This is a genomic window from Rhodanobacter thiooxydans (assembly GCF_021545845.1).
Taxonomy (GTDB): domain Bacteria; phylum Pseudomonadota; class Gammaproteobacteria; order Xanthomonadales; family Rhodanobacteraceae; genus Rhodanobacter.
This window is the reverse complement of record NZ_CP088923.1, coordinates 2,268,038-2,286,477: the sequence shown is the minus strand read 5'-3', so window position 1 is coordinate 2,286,477 and position 18,440 is coordinate 2,268,038. Positions and strand designations below refer to the sequence as shown.

The window sequence follows — 18,440 nt, the reverse complement described above, 5'->3', positions numbered from 1 at the left end:
GTCCGCGGGATTCACTTCAACGGCCGGCGTTAGCGTCAGGTTACCGCGGATTGAACAGTCGGAAATGGTCGAGGTGGGCTATTACTCGATCGAGCATTTGAAAGTGGAATTCACCAACGGTATCCGACGCGACTTCCATCGATTGCACAGTCAGGGATACGGCTCGGTGATCATCGCCGCGATCCCCGAGCCGGGCGTCGTTCTGCTGATCCGTGAATATTCGGTGGGTGTCCACGCGTATGAGCTGGGTCTCCCCAAGGGGCGCATGGACAAGGGAGAAAGCGTTGAGGACGCCGCGAACCGGGAGCTGAAGGAGGAAGTCGGTTTCGGCGCACGGCGTTTGACCTGCCTTCGAACCTTGTCCCTCGCGCCCACCTACATGAGCAACCGGACCCATCTGGTTCTCGCCGAGGATCTCTACGAGGAACGCCTGCCGGGCGATGAGCCGGAGGAACTGGAGGTCGTGCCGTGGCGCCTGGACCAGTTGGGCGACTTGATGCTGCGCGACGATTGTTCCGAGGCGCGATCGATTGCCGGGCTCTTCATGGTTCGCGAGTATCTGGCCACTCGCTGAACGATGTCTGCGCGGCCGTGGCATTGGGCAGGTGTGAACTGCAAGGCGTCGGCGCAGGAACGGGCGTTCGCCACGCTGGCCATCCTATCGGTGGTGACGCTGTGTTCCACCGCGATGCTGAACTTGCGAGGAAATCTTCGGTAAGCATTTACCGGTCGCTGAGGCTCTTCACGCTCGGCATTCGCGCAACCGCACAGCACGTGAAGCCATCGCCATGGCGAGTGACGCCACCATGCACCAGAGCGCCATCCACAGCATCTGGCCAGGTAGCGGCAGCCCCAGGTCGATCAGCACGCCGGTGAGTCCCGGGCCGAGCGCTGTGGCCAGCACCATGGCCGCCACGATGATCGCGCGGATGCCTCCCAGGTTGGCCAGGCCGTAGACCTCCGGCCACAGGGCGCCGAGCAGGGTCTGCGTGAAGCCGTTGCTGATACCCAGCAAAAACATGAACAAATAAATGCCCCACGCCGGGGTGACCAGCCCGACTGCGGCGGATGCCACTGCCAGGGGCGCCAGGAAGAAAGGCAGCAGGCGCAAGGCACCGAACCGGTCGATCATGTGGCCGCATAGCAAGCCGAACAGCACGGTCGTCACGGCCATCACGGGAAACGCGGCTGCGAAGACCAGCGGGTCATAGCCGCGCAGCGCGATCAGGTACCCCTGGTGGAAAAAGATGGTGGTGCCGATGAACGGTGGCGCTAACGTGCCTGCCAGCAGCAGATAGAAGACGGGGTCCCGAACCACTTCACGCCGGGTCCAGTCGCGCGCCGTGCGTTGCCGGCCGGCATCGAGCTCGTGGGAACGCGGCACTCGCTCGATCCGCAACAGGCCGATGATGAGCGGATACCCGACGAGCATCAGCAATGCGGCCGAAACCAGCCAGGGAGTGCGCCAGCCGCCCAGCTTGACCATCAGCACGACCGCCACCGGCAACAGCGCCGAACCGGCCTGCACTCCCGGCACGATCAGCGCCATGGCGCGGCCCCGGTTGGCATTGAACCACCGTCCCACTTCGGTGAAAGCGATCTCGGTCATCATGCCCTGGCCGAACAACCGCAGCAGGTAGAGCGCAAACGCCAGGACGATCACATGCGGCGCCACGCCTACCAATACGCAGGCGATCGCCAGGCCAACAATGGAAAAGCGCGCCACCTTCCATCCCGGCATAAGGTCCAGGGTTCGACCTGCCCACGGCAAGGTCAGCGCGCTGGCCAGCGTGGCAACCGTGTACAGGCCGCCGAACTGCCCGTCCGAAAGATGGAACTGCGCGCGAAGGTCGGTGCCGAACAGCCCCACGAAGAAGGTCTGCCCGAAGGACGAGAAGAACATCAGGAGGAACCCGCCGCCGATCCAGCGCAGGTTTTCCCGGACAAAGCGGGCGTGATCTTTCAAGAATAGGTGCATTCAGAGCCGACGGTGCCCATTCTGGGGCCGTGCGCTCCATGTGCCAACCCGTGCAATCGCTCAGGAACACCGCCGATAGCCGCCCTCGATCCCCTGGCGCGACAGCACCCATTGCCACAGCTGAATGTCGCGCGCACGGAAGGCGCCTGCGCATGACAGCAGGTAATAGCGCCACTTGCGGTGAAACACTTCACCCAGCGACTCGGCAAACTGCGGCCAGGCGGCCTCGAAGTTTTCATGCCAGGCCATCAGGGTGCGGTCGTAGTCGGCACCGAAGTTGTGCAGATCCTCGACCACGAACAAGCCGTCCATCGCATCGCCGATCTGGCCGATCGACGGCAGATCGCCGTTGGGGAAGATGTGCTTGTCGATCCATGGATCCGGCGTACTGCGGCGCTGGTTCTTGCCGATGGTGTGCAGCAGGAACAACCCATCGTCCGCGAGGCAGCGCGCAGCCACTTCCATGAAGGTGCGGTGGTTCTTGCGGCCGACGTGCTCGAACATGCCCACGCTGACGATGCGGTCGAACGACTCGTCCACCTCGCGGTAATCCTGCAGGCGGAATTCCAGCGGCATGCCGGTATAGCGCTTTTTTGCCCATGCCACTTGCTCTTTCGACACGGTCACGCCGACGCATTGCACGCCATAGTGCTCGGCGGCAAAGCCCATGAAGCTGCCCCAGCCACAACCGATGTCGAGGAGGCGCATGCCCGGTTTGAGCTTGAGCTTGCGACAGATGAGATCGAGCTTGCCCTCCTGCGCTTCGGCCAGGGTCGCGGCGTGCTTCCAGTAGCCGCAGGTGTAGGTCATGCGCGGATCGAGCATCGCCTCGTAGAACGCGTTGCTCAGGTCGTAGTGCTCTTGGCCCACCCGCCAGGCGCGACGTCGGGTCTGGCGGTTGAGCAGCTTGGCCTTCAGCGCGTGGCCGAGCATACGCACAGGCTGCACTTTCTCGGCCAGCCGCGCGCGCAGCAGCTTGTAGAAAAACTGGTCCAGCTGCGGCGCGTCCCACGCGCCTTCCATGTAAGCCTCGCCCAGCCCGAGGTTGCCCTCGGCAAGTGCTCGTTCCAGCACGCCGTCGGCATGCAGTTGCATGTCCCACGGGCGGATGCCGTTGATTTCGATGTCCGCCTCGGCAATCAGTTCGCTGACTGCACTGGAGGCTCGGGTGATAGGTGGTGTGTAGGTTCCGCTGCCCGGAGTGTTGGTCGTGGTGGCTTCATCAAACATGGTGCTCCTTGCGCCGCGCAGAGACGGCTTTTTTCAAGTCATGGGAGAGTCCTGTGGCAAGGTGGCGTGGCCGCTAGGGCGGCGTGATATCAAGCGAGATGGGAAAGCTGATCGGCATGGGCTCATCGCACCAGGAGGATCGGTACCAGGCAACTGCGCACCATGGTGGTGGTGGTACTGCCCACGATCAGCTGACGTACGCGCGAATGACCATAAGCGCCCATCGTTACCAGATCGATGTGATGGGACCGCACGTAGTCGGCGATCACAGCATCCGCGTGGCCCGGGATGGTCTCGGCTCTGATCGCGATGCCCGCTGCGTCAAGCAGCTCGCGCGCCCAGGCCATGTGCGCGGCATGGGCCGGCGATTCGGCGCCCGCCATGACCAGATGGCACTCGAGTCCGGCCAGCAACGGACTGTGGGCGGCCAGTTCGACCGCCTTGCGTGCACTGGCGCTTCCGTCAAACGCAATCAGCAGGCGCTCGATCGGCTTGAAGACGCGGGAGGCGACCAGGATCGGGCGATGGATCGCGCGCACCGCTCGCTCCAGGCTGCTACCCAGATGCAGCTTGGCCATATCCGCCGATGCCCCGCGCTTGCCGATCACCAACAGGTTGTAAGTGGGCTCGAATTCCACCAGGGCATCGATCAGATCACCATGGCGCAAACGCTCGTGTACGTTGGCCGCGCCTTGCTGGCGCGCTCGTTCGGCGGCGCTGGAGAGCAAGGCATGACCGTGCTGCAGCGACAACTTGCTGCGCTGTTCGTCCAGCGTGGCGAGCTCCGACAGCAGGTCGCTCTTGGCACCCAGCCCGATGCTGCCGCTGAGATTGGAGGTTTGAGCACGCTCGGGATGGCGCTCCAGCGTGTGCATCAACTCCAGTTGGGCATCGAGCCGTCCGGCAGCCCAGACAGCGTGATCGATCACGCTTTGCGTGTAAATCGAATCGTCGAGGCAGGCGAGCAAGGTTTTCATGGCGTTTCTCCTCAATGACCCATCAGGCTTTCGACGGCGTCGGGCTTGTCGTGAATGGCGAGGCGATCGACGATCGTGGCGCTGGCCTCATTGAGCCCATGGATGTCGACCATGGTGCCCTCGCGGCGGAATTTGAGCACCACCTTGTCCAGGGCGCTGACGGCAGTGAGGTCCCAGAAATGCGCGCGGCTGACGTCGATGCGTACCTGATCGAGCGCCTCGCGGAAATCGAACGCTGCGATGAACGTCTCGGCCGAGGCAAAGAACACCTGGCCCGTGACGCGGTATTCGCGTATGCGTTCATCGGTATTGAGCGCCGACCCCACATGCAGCACACGTCCCACCTTGCGCGCAAAGAACAACGCGCTGAGCAGCACACCCACGATCACGCCCTTGGACAGATCATGGGTTGCCACCACGACCACCACCGTCGCGATCATCACCACGCTGGAGGACTTCGGATGCAGTTTGAGGTTCTTGATCGAGGACCAGCTGAAGGTACCGATCGAGACCATGATCATCACCGCCACCAGCGCCGCCATCGGGATCTGGCCCACCCACCGGCTGGCGAAGACCACCATGATCAACAGGAACACACCGGCACAGAATGTCGAGAGCCGTCCACGGCCACCGGATTTCACGTTGATCACCGACTGGCCGATCATTGCGCAGCCGGCCATCCCGCCAAACAGGCTGGCCACGATGTTGGCCGTGCCCTGGCCGATGCACTCGCGGCTCTTGTTGCTGGAGGTATCGGTGAATTCATCGACGATCGAGGCCGTCATCATCGACTCAAGCAAGCCCACCACGGCCATCGTTGCCGAATAGGGCAGCACGACCATCAACGTGTGCCAGTTGAATGGCACTTGGGGTGACAGGAAGGTCGGCAGGCTGGTCGGCAGCGTCCCCATGTCGGCCACGGTGCGTACGTGGACACCGGCCAATACGGTGAAAAGGGTCAGCACGATGATGCAGATCAGTGGTGACGGAATCACCTTGGTGAAGCGCGGCACGCCATAAATGATGATCAGACCAGCCACCACCAACGCATAGACCCGCCAGTCGCCACCGGCCAACTCGGGAAGCTGGGCCATGAAGATCAGGATTGCCAGCGCATTGACGAAGCCGGTGATCACCGAGCGCGAGACGAAGCGCATCAGTACGCCCAACTTGAACACCCCGGCCAATATCTGCAGCACGCCGGTCAGCATGGTGGCGGCCAACAAGTACTGCAGGCCATGGTCCTTGACCAGGGTCACCATCAACAGCGCCATGGCGCCCGTGGCGCCGGAGATCATGCCTGGCCGACCACCCACGAAAGCCACGGTTGTGGCAATGCAGAACGCCGCGTAGAGCCCGACCTTGGGGTCGACCCCGGCAATGATCGAGAAGGCAATCGCTTCGGGGATCAGCGCGAGCGCCACCACGATGCCCGCAAGTACGTCGCCACGAATGTTGGAAAACCACTCCTGACGGAGGTTTCTCAATGTCATAAATTTGAAATCCGAATAGAAGCGGGCAGCACGCGCGAACGCGGTGCTGGTGGGTGCTTGGCAGGGATAGCGCTCAACTGCGAAAGCAGGAGCGAGAAACGTGCAGAGGGTAGCGACGCCTAGGGTGGCGTCATGCGACCGGCGCGAGGCGCGGCGAGTGCAGAAATGCAAAAGATCGAAGGCATCCGCCCAGCATAGCAGAAAACGAGTCACCCGGTCGCTGGTTGGCACCCCCCGATCACGGGTGTAGCCTTTGTGGGATTAAACGACGCGCAAGCTCAAGGCTTCACTGTCAATGGTGGCAGTGACTCCGTCAGGCGCCCATGGCGAATCCTTGTCGGTGAATGTAATGAATAGCTGCAACGCCTCTCTTCTGTTCTGCCGTGCCGCATCCTGCGGTGTCACGGCCTTGGTCGGCCAGGCCCGTCCAATCTAGGTAACACCTCCAAACCCAACCTCCTGTCCGTTCATCCCTTGTGGTGATCGGTGGTCTTGGGCGATGCGTGTCATGTCCGCATCGCAATCGTTTTGAGGTGTGCCATGAACCATGAGCAACTCATCCGGCACTGCGAAGAGCAGCTGTCACTGATCAAGCAGTTTCTCGGCATCGCGCTCGATCCGCTGCCCGACGACGAGGCTGCGAATGCACTACTCGTGCAAATCCAGCTGCCGTACCGCTCGCTGCTGCAAAGCGCCTCGCACGCAAACCTGGTGATCCAGAGCAAGCGCGTCGATGCGGCGCTTGATCGGATCATTCACGACGCGTTCGGCTACTGCTGCCACTGCGGCGACGATATCGACGAAGCCAGGCTCCGTTGCGATCCGCCCACACCGTTCTGTATCGATTGTCTCGAAGCGCGCGCCGAGCAGAAGAGCCGCCTGTTCGGTTGAGTAGTCGTGCATCGCAGGTCGGGACGGGCGCCCGCTTCTTCACCTCTTGTCAGGAAATTCGTTCATGAAAAAGACACTCAAGGCCTTGGCGTTCGGCAAGCACGAACTCATCATCGAGACTGGGGCGGTCGCCCGTCAGGCATCGGCTGCCGTTACCGTACGGCTGGACGATACGGTGGTGCTCGTCACGGCAGTGGCCGACAAGCGCCTGTCACCCGGGCGGGACTTTTTCCCGCTCACCGTCAACTATCAGGAAAAGTTTTACGCGGCAGGACGCATCCCCGGCGGATTTTTCAAACGCGAGGGTCGCCTGACCGAGAAGGAAACCCTGGTGTCGCGCCTCATTGATCGCCCGATTCGACCGCTGTTCCCAAAGGAATTCCTGCACGAGGTGCAGGTGGTCGCCACCGTGATGTCGCTGAACCCGGAGGTGGACTCGGATATCCCGGCCCTAATCGGTGCTTCGGCAGCGCTGGCCCTCTCCGGCGTGCCGTTCGCCGGACCGATCGGCGCGGCACGCGTGGGCTATTGCGGCGGCGAGTTTGTGCTCAATCCTACTCAAACCGAGCTGCGGACATCCGAACTGGATCTCGTCGTGGCTGGGACATCCAAGGCGGTCTTGATGGTCGAGTCGGAAGCCAGTCTGCTTTCCGAGGGCATCATGCTCAGCGCGGTGATGTTCGGTCATCGTGCCATGCAGCCGGTGATCGCCGCCATCCGCGAACTGGTCGCAGAGGCTGGCGTCACGCCATGGTCGTGGACGGTGCCTGCGCGTAATGAAGCATTGACCGATCGTGTCCGCAGTCTGGTGGGACTCAGTCTCGTGGAAGCCTACGCCATCGCCGACAAGGGCGAACGCCAGGCGGCTGTTCGCGCGGCCCGTGACGCGATGCTGGAGGTGATCGATCAGGAGAGGGAGTCCCATGGCTGGACCAGCCAGCAGGCCATCGCGGCATTCGAGGACCTCGAACATCACACCGTGCGGCAGCTCGTGCTGGAATCGCGCAAGCGCATCGACGGCCGGCGCCTGGACGAGGTGCGACCTATCCACATCGACGTACACAATTTGCCGCGACCCCACGGTTCGGCCATGTTTACCCGGGGTGAGACGCAGGCCATCGTGACGGCCACGCTGGGCACCGGGCGCGACGCACAGCTCATCGATGCGGCCGAGGGCGAATCGAAAGAACTGTTCATGCTGCACTACAACTTTCCCCCGTACTGCGTCGGCGAGGCCGGATTCATGGGCGGCCCCAAGCGCCGGGAGATCGGCCACGGCCGGCTTGCCAAGCGCGGCCTCAAGGCGGTGTTGCCGTCCTTCGATGATTTTCCGTATGTGCTGCGCGTGGTGTCGGAAATCACCGAGTCCAACGGGTCGAGTTCGATGGCGTCGGTGTGCGGTGGATCGCTGGCACTGATGGATGCCGGCGTGCCATTGAAAGCGCCGGTCGCCGGCATCGCCATGGGTTTGGTCAAAGAGGGTTTCCGGCACGCGGTGCTGACCGACATCCTGGGCGATGAAGATCATCTGGGTGACATGGACTTCAAGGTCGCCGGCACCCGCGGCGGCGTGTCCGCGTTGCAGATGGATATCAAGATCGACGGCATCACCGAGGAGATCATGCGTGAAGCGCTGGCCCAGGCGCGCCAGGGACGGCTGCATATCCTCGATGAAATGGACAAGGCCCTCGATCGGCCACGCGTTGAGCTGAGCGAGTACGCGCCGCGGCTGGTGACCTTCCGCATCTCGCCCGACAAGATTCGTGACGTGATCGGCAAGGGCGGTGTCACGATTCGCTCGATCACCGAGGAGACCGGCGTCACCCTGGACATCCGCGACGATGGCACTGTGGTGATCGCGTCGCGCGACGCGGCGGCCACTGCCAGGGCACGGGCGCGGGTGGAACAGATCACCACCGACGTCGAGCCGGGCAGCGTCTACGAAGGCCGGGTCGCCAAGATCATGGATTTCGGCGCCTTCGTCACCATCCTTCCCGGCAAGGATGGCCTGGTGCACATCTCGCAGATCGCCGAAGACCGTGTCGAGTGTGTGGCCGATCATCTCAGCGAGGGCGACCTTGTGCGGGTCAAGGTGCTGGAAGTCGATCGCCAGGGGCGCATACGGTTGTCGATGAAGGCGCTTGCCGAACCGGCGACGGTTCCGGATGTTGCCTGAGGGCGCAGACATGCCAGGCAAAGACATTCGCTACGACATCGACGCCATGTTGCTCATGCTCAAGGGCGTCAACACCCTGGCCAATGCGGTCAAGGTCACTCTCGGCCCCAAGGGCCGCAACGTGGTGCTGGAGAAGAGCTTCGGCGCCCCCACGATCACCAAGGACGGCGTGTCCGTGGCCAAGGAGATCGAGCTGGCCGACAAGTACGAGAACATCGGCGCGCAGATCGTCAAGGAAGCGGCCTCCAAGACCTCCGACGTGGCCGGTGACGGCACCACCACCGCCACCGTGCTGGCACAGGCCTTCATCCAGGAGGGCCTCAAGGCCGTGGCCGCCGGGATCAACCCGATGGATCTCAAGCGCGGCATCGACAAGGCGGTGATCGCCGCCGTCGGCGAGCTGAAGAACCTGTCCAAGCCGACCGTCGACGACAAGGCGATCGCCCAGGTCGGCACCATCTCGGCCAACTCCGACGCTAACATCGGCGACATCATCGCCACCGCGATGAAGAAGGTCGGCAAGGAAGGCGTGATCACGGTCGAGGAAGGCTCGGGCCTGGACAACGAGCTGGACGTGGTCGAGGGCATGCAGTTCGACCGCGGCTACCTGTCGCCGTACTTCATCAACAACCAGCAGAGCCAGCAGGTCGAGCTGGACGACCCGTACATCCTGATCCACGACAAGAAGGTCTCCAACGTGCGCGAGCTGCTGCCCGTGCTCGAGGCCGTCGCCAAGGCCGGCAAGCCGCTGCTGATCGTGGCCGAAGAAGTCGAGGGCGAGGCGCTGGCCACGCTGGTGGTCAACACCATCCGCGGCATCGTGAAGGTCGCCGCCGTCAAGGCGCCCGGCTTCGGTGATCGTCGCAAGGCGATCCTGGAAGACATCGCGATCCTCACCAACGGCCAGGTCATTTCCGAGGAAGTGGGTCTGTCGCTGGAGAAGACCACGATCAACGATCTGGGTCGGGCCAAGCGCATCGTCATCACCAAGGAAAACACCACCATCATCGACGGCGCCGGCGAAGCCGAGCGCATCCAGTCGCGCATTGGCCAGATCAAGGCGCAGATCGAGGAGACCTCCTCCGACTACGACCGCGAGAAGCTGCAGGAGCGCGTGGCCAAGCTGGCCGGTGGCGTGGCGGTGATCAAGGTCGGTGCCGGCACCGAGATCGAGATGAAGGAAAAGAAGGCCCGCGTCGAAGACGCCCTGCACGCGACCCGTGCGGCGGTCGAGGAAGGCGTGGTCCCGGGCGGCGGTGTCGCGCTGATCCGCGCGCTGAAGGCAGTCGAAGGCCTGAAGGGCGACAACGAAGACCAGAACCTCGGCATCGCGATCACCCGCCGCGCGCTGGAAGCGCCGTTGCGTGCGATCGTCGCCAACGCCGGCGAAGAGCCGTCGGTGGTCCTGAACAAGGTCAAGGAAGGCACCGGCAACTTCGGCTACAACGCGGCGACCGGCGAGTTCGGCGACATGGTCGAGATGGGTATTCTGGATCCGACCAAGGTGACCCGCACCGCGCTCGTCAAGGCCAGTCAGGTCGCCGAGCTTTGGCTGACCTGCGGCGCGGTTGTTACTGAACACCCCTCCGACGCAACGGCCGCCGATGGCGCCCAGGAAGCGCTTTATGAGTGAGCAAGAAATTTCCGTGTCCGGCGCCCATCCCACCACCGATCGCAGAACCTTCTGTCATGAAATGGCGAACGTCCTGTTGCAGAAGCGCCTCGATCTGATGGAGACGATCGAGCAACTGAAGGCGTCCGGGGGCACCGTCGAACTGGATCAGACCCTGCAGGGCCGGCTGAGTCGAATGGACGCCATGGCGCAGCAGCAGATGGCCAAGGCCGGGCACACCCGTTTGACGATCGAATTGCAACGCATCAGTGCTGCGCTCAAACGCTTTGAAGAGGACCGCTATGGCGTCTGCTGTCGCTGCAAGGAAGACATCCAGGCCGAGCGCCTGATGGCTGACCCAGCGGCACCGTTCTGCATGGGATGCGTGGAGGAGATTGCCGAAGAAAAGGCCGACCGCCCCTAGACGGCAAGGCGTATCGACACGTTCCCTTCCACCCTTGGCATGCCCGTTTCCAATGAACGTCTCCCAGAACAGTCCCGCCCCCCGCAAGACCTTCGCCATCATCAGCCACCCCGACGCCGGCAAAACCACGTTGACCGAAAAGCTGTTGCTGTTCGGCGGCGCCATCCGCCAGGCTGGTAGCGTCAAATCGCGCAAAACGACCCGTCATGCTACCTCGGACTGGATGGCCCTGGAGAAGGAGCGCGGTATTTCGGTGACGTCCTCGGTGATGCAGTTCCCGTATGAGGGCACGATCGTCAACCTGCTCGATACGCCGGGTCACGCCGACTTCTCCGAGGACACCTATCGCGTGCTGACCGCGGTGGACTCGGCGCTGATGGTGATCGACTGCGCCAAGGGCGTGGAGGAGCGCACGATCAAGCTGATGGAAGTGTGCCGGCTGCGCGACACGCCGATCATGACCTTCATCAACAAGCTCGACCGCGAGGGCCGCTCACCGATCGAACTGTTGGACGAAGTGGAGTCGCTACTCGGCATCGCCTGTGCGCCGGTGACTTGGCCGATCGGCATGGGTCAGCGACTGAAGGGCGTCTACCATCTGCTGCTGGATGAAGTGCACGTGTTCGAGCCGGGCAAGAATTTCACCCGCCAGGACTCGATGATCTTCCAGGGCTTGGAGCACCCGGAATTGGAGGCGCGTATCGGGACGGACACGTTGCGCGAACTGCATGGTGAATTGGAGCTGGTCAAAGGCGCCTCCCATCCGTTCGATCCCGCAGCCTACCGGGCCGGGCGGCAAACTCCGGTGTTCTTCGGATCGGCGGTCAACAATTTCGGGGTGCAACTGCTGTTGGACTTCTTCGTCGCCCACGCCCCCGGACCACAGCCGCGTGAGGCGATACCGCGGCGAGTCTCGCCTACGGAAAAGTCCGTGACGGGGTTCGTTTTCAAGATCCAGGCCAACATGGACCCGCTACATCGCGACCGCATCGCGTTCATGCGGTTGTGTTCGGGGTGTTATCACCCAGGCGTCCGACTGCGGCATGTGCGCACCGGCAAGGACGTGCGTGTCAGCGATGCGCTGACCTTCATGGCCTCCGAACGCGGCCTGATCGAGGAGGCGTGGCCCGGCGATGTCATCGGTCTCCATAACCATGGCACGATCGCGATCGGCGACACCTTCAGTGAAGGCGAGATGCTTCAGTTCACCGGCATTCCGCATTTCGCCCCCGAACTGTTTCGGCGGGTGCACTTGAAGGATCCGCTGCGTCTGAAGCAACTGCACAAAGGCTTGCAGCAGCTGAGCGAGGAAGGTGCCACGCAGTTCTTCCGATCAGTCGCCAGCAACGACCTCTTGCTGGGGGCCGTAGGTGTGCTGCAGTTCGAGGTCGCCGCTTACCGCCTGGCGCAGGAATACGGCGTGCACGCGCTGTTCGAACCCACGAATGCGATCACGGCCCGCTGGGTCCACTGTGACGATAGCGATGCGCTGGAGGAATTCAGCGCCAAGAACGCCCACCAGTTGGCGCGGGATGCGGCCAATGCCCTGGTGTATCTGGCCACCTCGCGGGTCAACTTGCAGATGACGCAGGAGCGCTGGCCGCAGATTCGCTTCGCGGCGACCCGCGATCAATCCCTGGTCGAGGCCGCAATTCATGCCTGACCGGATACCGAAGCCGCCTCATCCCCCGCAGGACGCGGACTACCACCTGCCCAAATGCTTGTATCGCGTCGAACTGGATGATCCCTACGAGGTTCGCTACTGGACACGGCTGTACAAGATCACCGAGGAGGAACTGCGGGCACTGGTGGTTAAGTTGGGTAGCGATCGCAACCGCATTGAGGATTATCTGAGCCTGTGAAAAGCTCAAACGTTCCTGATCGCCGGAGAAACACCCATGCCTCCATCAGACGATGATCGTTTTGGACTGCCCGCCAGTGCGTTCGAGGCGGCGCTGGACAGCCATGGACGGGATAACCCCACGATCCGGGCCGGCATGTATGTCCCGACCCGGCATGAAGTGGCCACGCTGGAGGCGGCCGCACTGACTTCGCTCGTGATCGACTGGATGTGGGAAAGCCCGTCGGAGCTGATACCGAACAATGAACAGATTTGGTGATCTGCGTGCCATTTTGCGCTCAAGGCCGGACGCGGATCAGCCAGGCATCCGGCAACTTGTCGCGGCATGCGACGACTATCTAAACGTGTGATGGAACCGGCGCCTGAGCGCCGCTATCGGCTAGGTCACCATGGCATCGATCGAAAGGACGGCATACCCGCGCTTCAAACGTCATCCTTCGGCCGATGAACTCGAACAGGTCTACACCCCCACCGATGACGAGCTCTCGCTGGCTATCAAACAGGTTCGCGAACCCACCCGCCGCCTGAGCTTTCTGCTCCTGCTGAAGGGATTTCAGCGACTGGGTTACTTTCCCGTCGTCGATGACGTGCCCCTGGCGATCATGCGATGCGTTCGCGATGCCTTGCGCCTGAGCGGCCATGCGCGCCCGGCGACGCTGGAGTCGCGCACGCTTTACCGATACCACGCGGCCATCCGCCGTCGGTTGGGCGTGACGGCCTACCGAGACCGCGGCATGCACGTCGCTGCCCGTGCCATGGGGGCGGCCGCGCAGGTCATGGATCATCCGGCGGATCTGATCAATGCATCGATCGAGCAGCTCGTTAAAGACAAGATCGAGCTGCCGGCCTTCAGTACGCTGGATCGGATGGCACGGCGCATTCGTGCCTTGGTCAACCAGCGGCTGTTCAACCTGGTCCAGCAACGCCTGTCGCCATCCGATATCAGCCAGTTGGACGCGTTGCTCGATGTCGAATCCGGCCGCCGCCAGAGCCCGCTTCAGCTGATCAAGCAACTACCCAAACGCTCTTCGCTACAACATTTCCAGCGATTGATTGAACATATTGCCCGGCTTTCGAATTTGGTCGGTGAGGCCCACCTCCTGGTCGGCGTACCCGAAACCAAGATCAAGCATTTTGCGGCGGAAGCGAAGGCGTTGGATGCCGCCGAATTGCGGGATTTCGGCGCGCCCAAACGCCACCTGCTACTGCTCAGCCTCATACACCGCGCACGCATTCAGGCGCGGGACGACCTGGCGGGCATGTACATCAAGCGGATGAACAATCTGCATCGCCGTGGCAAGGAGGAGTTGGAGCGGCTGCGTGTTCGACATCGCGAGAAGACCGAGGCCATCGTCGCCACTCTCACCGACGTGATCCAGGTGCTGGACACGCATCCGAGCGATACCGAGGCGGGACGGGAAATCCGGCAACTCCTGAGCAAGCGAGGTGGTATCGAGGTGCTGCAGGAGGATTGTGCCGCGATCAATGCGTACAGCGGTGACAACTACTACCCCTTGCTGTGGAAGTTCTTCAAGAGTCACCGCCCCACAATCTATCGCATGGTCCGCCTTCTTGATCTGTCCACGACCAGCGAGGACCGCTCGTTGGTGGAGGCGCTCGCTTTGGTGTTGGAACACGAACCCCGTCGCGGCGACTGGATCGACGAACCTGTCGACCTCGCGTTTGCTAACGATCGATGGCGACGGGTCGTGTCGCATCGGGCCGAGGACGGTACCGTTCGTATTCACCGCCGGCACCTTGAGGTGTGTGTCTTCTCCTGCCTGGCCAACGAGCTGAAGACTGGCGACATGGCGATCGGCGGCTCTGAGGAATATGCCGACTATCGCGGTCAGCTTTTAAGCTGGGACGATTGTGAAAGCCGGCTGGCCGATTACTGCGGTCAGTTGGGCTTGCCCACCGATGCTGCGGCTTTCGTTGCGCAACTGCGGGAAGAACTTACCCGCACGGCGGAAGAAATCGACGCGGCGTATCCGGACAACAACCAGATCGTGATTGATGATCGCGGCGTTCCGGTTCTCAAGCGCGTCGTCGCCAAGGAACCGACCGAATCGGCCAAGGCCCTGGAGACCGCCATTCTTCAACGCATGCCCGAGCGCAACATCCTCGACATCCTGTGCAACGTCGCCCATTGGGTGAATTTCCCCCGACACTTTGGCCCGCTCTCCGGCTCCGATCCCAAGCTCGAACGCGCCACCGAACGCTACGTCCTGACCACGTTTACCTATGGCAGCAATCTGGGGCCCGTACAGGCGGCACGTCACTTCCGGGGCGCTGTGACGCCGCACATGCTCTCTTTCGTCAATCGTCGCCATGTCAACGGCAAGAAGTTGGACCTGGCGATCAAGGACATCGTCAACGCCTACAACACACTGCACTTGCCCAAGGTGTGGGGCGATGGGAAAAGCGCGGCCGCCGACGGCACGAAATACGACATGCGCGATCAGAACCTGATGGCCGAGTATCACATCCGTTATGGCGGCTACGGCGGCATCGCCTACCACCACGTCTCCGATACCTATGTGGCGCTGTTTTCCCACTTCATCCCATCCGGCGTGTGGGAGGCGATTTACATCATCGAAGGCTTGTTGAAAAACAAGTCCGATATCCAGCCCGACACAGTGCATGCCGATACCCAAGGTCAGTCGGCGCCGGTATTCGCGCTGTCGTACTTGCTTGGCATCAAGCTGATGCCGCGTATTCGCAACTGGCAGGATCTGAAGTTCTTTCGTCCTTCCGCCGAGACACGCTACGAACACATCGACTCATTGTTTAAGGACACCATCGACTGGGCGCTCATTGAAACCCACTGGAAGGATCTGATGCGGGTGGTGCTCTCGATCACCGCCGGGAAGATTTCATCCGTGACACTGTTGCGCAAACTAGGCAATAACAGCCGCAAGAACCGGCTTTATCAGGCATTCCGCGAGCTGGGCCGCGTGGTGCGCACCAACTTCCTACTGCGCTACATCTCCGACTTGGATCTGCGCGAAAAAATCACGGCCTCAACCAACAAGGTCGAGGCCTACAATGGTTTCGCCAAGTGGAACTTCTTCGGCGGGGAAGGGGTGATTGCCGACAACGACCCCGAGGAACAAGAGAAGACGGTCAAGTACAACGACCTGGTCACCAACGCGATCATTTTCAGCAACGCGGTGGATCTGACACGTATCCTTCGCGAACTGGCCACCGAAGGGTGGAAGCCGAAACGAGAGGATGTCGCCACCATGAGCCCGTACATGACCGGTCATATCAAGCGCTTCGGCGACTACCTGATCGATATCGACGCTGTTCCCGATCCCTTTCTGGTGGAACTCATGCTGGAATAGCCGGAATGCCGCCAGTGCAACCGATCGCAGAGCGCCGCCACATCCAAGCTAAATTTCCAGCCAAGCTTCTGAAAGTGCGTTCCTTTTCAGAAGGTGTGTCCCATTTTTACACGTATCTCGGCTGGACCCCGTGTCAGGTCCTCGATCCGCACCACCTCGGCCTGGCGATCCTCCAGCGGCAGGTACAGCGCATCCGGGTCCTCGTCGACGTCCGCCTCGATCACCGCGTCGTCGTGCAGGGTCGCGCAGCAGGCCAGCGCCTGGCTCTCCTCCCGCTCGAAATCCATCAGCGCGAACGGGCTGGCGTTGCCGTGCTCGAACTCACCCTGCACGACCTGCACCTTGCAGGTGCCGCAAAGCCCGTGGCAGCACGCATGCGGCAACCACACGCCCTGCCGCAGGCAGGCATCGAGGATGGTCTGGTCCTGCTCGACCTCCACGGTCTGCCCCAAAGGCTCGATGGTGAGCTGGTAGGCCATGCCGAGGCTCCTTACGTACCGCTGCCGGCAATGCCGGTCAGCCCCGGTGTGCGAAATTGCACCAGCGATTTGTGCACCAGGCCGTTGTCCGCCAGGCTCTTGGTCGGATCGGGCATCCAAGCGTCCTGGCCGTGCTGCCACTGCACTTTTTTCCAGTCGATCCGGACGAAGTCCGGATGTGAGCCGTACAGACTGGGCAGTACCTCGTCGCGCAAGACGGCAAAGCGCATGTCGGGCGACACCGGAATGCAGAACGGTGCGCAGAACATCAGGTGATCCCGCCAGTGGAGATAGAGCAGGCGGTTGCCGTGGAAGTTTTCCTCGGCGTCGCGGGGAACGCCGGTATAGTCGGGTGAGAGTGCCTGGACGGCCATGCGCGAATCTCCTCGGAAAGTTGAGCGGTCTGCCTCAATCGGTGGTGCGGGTGCCGGTCCAGCGATCCCAGTTGGCCTTGTCGGGCGACAGGTCGTGGTCGCCGTTGTCCACCCCGGGCGCGAAGTGGTACCAGGTCAGTACCTCCGGCACGGTGGCGCCGCCGCAGTTGCCCTGGAAAATCTGGTGTACCGGCAGCCACGCCTGCACGTACTTCTCCGGCTCGTAGTCGAAGATGTCCTTGCAGCCGTCCGAACAGAAGTGGTATTTGGCGCCCTTGTAGTCGCTCTCGCGGAAGCAGATGCGTGTCGGGTCCGTGTCGACCTCGGTGAACAACATCGGGACCTGGCAGGTCTGGCACAGCATCGGGAGCCCGGGGCTGAACCAGCGCTCGCCTTTCTTCGCCAGGCCGTCCCAGTGCTCGAAGCGCGGGCGATAAAACTTGTCGAAGGTGTCGGGATATTTCTCCGCGAGCCACTCCTTCTCGCCGTCGCCGGGTATCCAGGTGTGGAAGGCCGCAGCATGGGAAAAGTTGTAGAACGTGCTCCAGACCTGGTGCGACAGGTGCGCCTTTTCCTTCTGCGCCACCTCGTGGTACTTCGGCATGCGTACCCCGTAGCGGGACAGATCCTCGAACAGCGCGCCGCCGTTCTTCTCGAAGTAGATCTCCCAGGCCTCGGACCAGGACATCACGCGCTTGGGCAGCATGTAATCCATCATCATCGCCACCAGCGCCAGCAGCCGGTAGCCGCGCCAGAACCACTTGTCGATCCAGCGCTGCACGATGGGCAGGTTGGCGGGATCCTGCTCCAGCAGGAACTTCACGATCTCCAACCCCAGCGTCATGTGGCGCGACTCGTCCGACTGCGCGGAGAAACCGAACGTCACCGTGGCCATGTCGCCGTTGAACGCGGCACCCGACATGAAGGGCATGAACAAGAGGTTGGTCAGTATGTATTCGAACGAGAAGGAGATCGCCGTGACGAACTCGAATGGACCGGCCGTCATGGCGTCCTCGAAATAGGACTTGGGCACCGACAGGTACCAGACGCGGTCGTACATGTGGATGTTATCGTGCAGGCCACTGAAGAACTTGTTGTAGTGGCTGATGGTGTGGACCTGCGTCTGCGCATGGCGCAGTTCGTCGATCGCCTGCATCTGGCAGGCGACCCGCGCACCGACCCCGCGCAAGTTGCGACCGGCCATGGCATAGCCGCGGCTGGCGGCTATTTCCAGTGGCGACACACCCTGGAAGAACAGCTTCAGTGCATTGATGTAGCGTGCATCGGTGACGTTGAGATGGCCGTTGTTCTGCTGGAAGGCATCGATGATGGCGTAGAGCTTGCGTTCCTTTTCGCCCTGGAACTTCCAATAGGCATCCATGGTGAGCCGGAACGGGTCCTGCCAGCCTTCCCAATCGTGGATCTTGATGCCCTCGAACTTGTCGAACGGAAAGACCTTGTCCATCGGCTGGTAGGTGGTGTCCCAGCCAAGGTCGCGCGTCATCAGGCTGTAGCGCTCTTTCAGGCCCACTTTGCGTGGGGCAGTCTTGGCGTTGTCTGCGCCTTTCGCCACGATATCGGAGGCTCGCTTGTTCATG

At 62.1% G+C, this 18,440-nt stretch carries 16 protein-coding genes; 9 read left to right on the top strand and 7 right to left on the bottom strand.

What is annotated here, in order from left to right; translation table 11 throughout:
* Positions 1-64: 64 nt before the first annotated feature.
* Complete coding sequence (gene nudE / locus LRK53_RS10225) at positions 65-574, top strand: ADP compounds hydrolase NudE (RefSeq protein ID WP_051257507.1); 510 nt, start codon at positions 65-67, stop codon at positions 572-574.
* 168 nt (positions 575-742) lie between these two features.
* Here nudE and LRK53_RS10220 read toward each other — a convergent pair whose 3' ends face one another.
* The 4 genes from LRK53_RS10220 to LRK53_RS10205 all read right to left on the bottom strand — a co-directional run bounded on the left by LRK53_RS10220 (position 743) and on the right by LRK53_RS10205 (position 5,678).
* Positions 743-1,966: an MFS transporter gene (locus LRK53_RS10220; protein WP_235642044.1), complete on the bottom strand. Its 1,224-nt coding sequence runs from the start codon at positions 1,964-1,966 to the stop codon at positions 743-745.
* A 72-nt stretch (positions 1,967-2,038) separates the two neighbouring features.
* Entirely contained in the window at positions 2,039-3,208 is a 1,170-nt protein-coding gene (cfa, locus tag LRK53_RS10215; protein WP_027491982.1) for a cyclopropane fatty acyl phospholipid synthase, read from the bottom strand.
* A gap of 122 nt (positions 3,209-3,330) precedes the next feature.
* A complete protein-coding gene (locus LRK53_RS10210) occupies positions 3,331-4,185 on the bottom strand; it encodes a universal stress protein (protein ID WP_027491981.1) in 855 nt (284 codons plus the stop codon).
* A gap of 11 nt (positions 4,186-4,196) precedes the next feature.
* Positions 4,197-5,678 (bottom strand): SulP family inorganic anion transporter, encoded by a 1,482-nt coding sequence (locus tag LRK53_RS10205; protein WP_081666558.1) that lies wholly within the window; start codon positions 5,676-5,678, stop codon positions 4,197-4,199.
* Positions 5,679-6,218: 540 nt separating this feature from the next.
* On the opposite strand from LRK53_RS10205, the gene LRK53_RS10200 reads away from it, so the two are divergent.
* The 8 genes from LRK53_RS10200 to LRK53_RS10165 all read left to right on the top strand — a co-directional run bounded on the left by LRK53_RS10200 (position 6,219) and on the right by LRK53_RS10165 (position 15,989).
* A complete protein-coding gene (locus LRK53_RS10200; RefSeq protein ID WP_037089193.1) occupies positions 6,219-6,569 on the top strand; it encodes a TraR/DksA family transcriptional regulator in 351 nt (116 codons plus the stop codon).
* A gap of 64 nt (positions 6,570-6,633) precedes the next feature.
* A complete protein-coding gene (gene pnp / locus LRK53_RS10195; RefSeq protein WP_027491979.1) occupies positions 6,634-8,745 on the top strand; it encodes a polyribonucleotide nucleotidyltransferase in 2,112 nt (703 codons plus the stop codon).
* Positions 8,746-8,755: 10 nt separating this feature from the next.
* The gene (groL, locus tag LRK53_RS10190; RefSeq protein WP_027491978.1) at positions 8,756-10,378 is read left to right on the top strand and encodes a chaperonin GroEL; all 1,623 of its coding nucleotides are present in this window, start codon (positions 8,756-8,758) and stop codon (positions 10,376-10,378) included.
* Positions 10,371-10,781: a TraR/DksA family transcriptional regulator gene (locus LRK53_RS10185; protein WP_221174181.1), complete on the top strand. Its 411-nt coding sequence runs from the start codon at positions 10,371-10,373 to the stop codon at positions 10,779-10,781. Before groL ends, LRK53_RS10185 begins: the two co-directional genes overlap by 8 nt.
* Positions 10,782-10,833: 52 nt before the next feature.
* Positions 10,834-12,444: a peptide chain release factor 3 gene (locus LRK53_RS10180; RefSeq protein WP_027491977.1), complete on the top strand. Its 1,611-nt coding sequence runs from the start codon at positions 10,834-10,836 to the stop codon at positions 12,442-12,444.
* A complete protein-coding gene (locus tag LRK53_RS10175) occupies positions 12,437-12,643 on the top strand; it encodes a DUF3606 domain-containing protein (RefSeq protein WP_081666557.1) in 207 nt (68 codons plus the stop codon). The genes LRK53_RS10180 and LRK53_RS10175 overlap by 8 nt, the downstream gene beginning before the upstream one ends.
* 36 nt (positions 12,644-12,679) lie before the next feature.
* Positions 12,680-12,901, top strand: coding sequence for a hypothetical protein (locus LRK53_RS10170; RefSeq protein WP_235642043.1), 222 nt, complete (start codon positions 12,680-12,682; stop codon positions 12,899-12,901).
* Between the two features lie 130 nt (positions 12,902-13,031).
* Entirely contained in the window at positions 13,032-15,989 is a 2,958-nt protein-coding gene (locus LRK53_RS10165) for a Tn3 family transposase (protein ID WP_027491976.1), read from the top strand.
* Between the two features lie 86 nt (positions 15,990-16,075).
* On the opposite strand, the gene LRK53_RS10160 is transcribed toward LRK53_RS10165, so the two are convergent.
* Genes LRK53_RS10160 through LRK53_RS10150 form a run of 3 tightly spaced genes read right to left on the bottom strand, consistent with a single transcriptional unit; the run spans position 16,076 to position 18,439 of the window.
* Entirely contained in the window at positions 16,076-16,468 is a 393-nt protein-coding gene (locus LRK53_RS10160; protein WP_235642042.1) for a 2Fe-2S iron-sulfur cluster-binding protein, read from the bottom strand.
* An 11-nt stretch (positions 16,469-16,479) separates the two neighbouring features.
* Complete coding sequence (locus tag LRK53_RS10155; protein ID WP_027491975.1) at positions 16,480-16,842, bottom strand: phenol hydroxylase subunit P4; 363 nt, start codon at positions 16,840-16,842, stop codon at positions 16,480-16,482.
* 34 nt (positions 16,843-16,876) lie between these two features.
* Entirely contained in the window at positions 16,877-18,439 is a 1,563-nt protein-coding gene (locus LRK53_RS10150; RefSeq protein WP_235642041.1) for an aromatic/alkene/methane monooxygenase hydroxylase/oxygenase subunit alpha, read from the bottom strand.
* Between the last annotated feature and the right edge of the window lies 1 nt (position 18,440).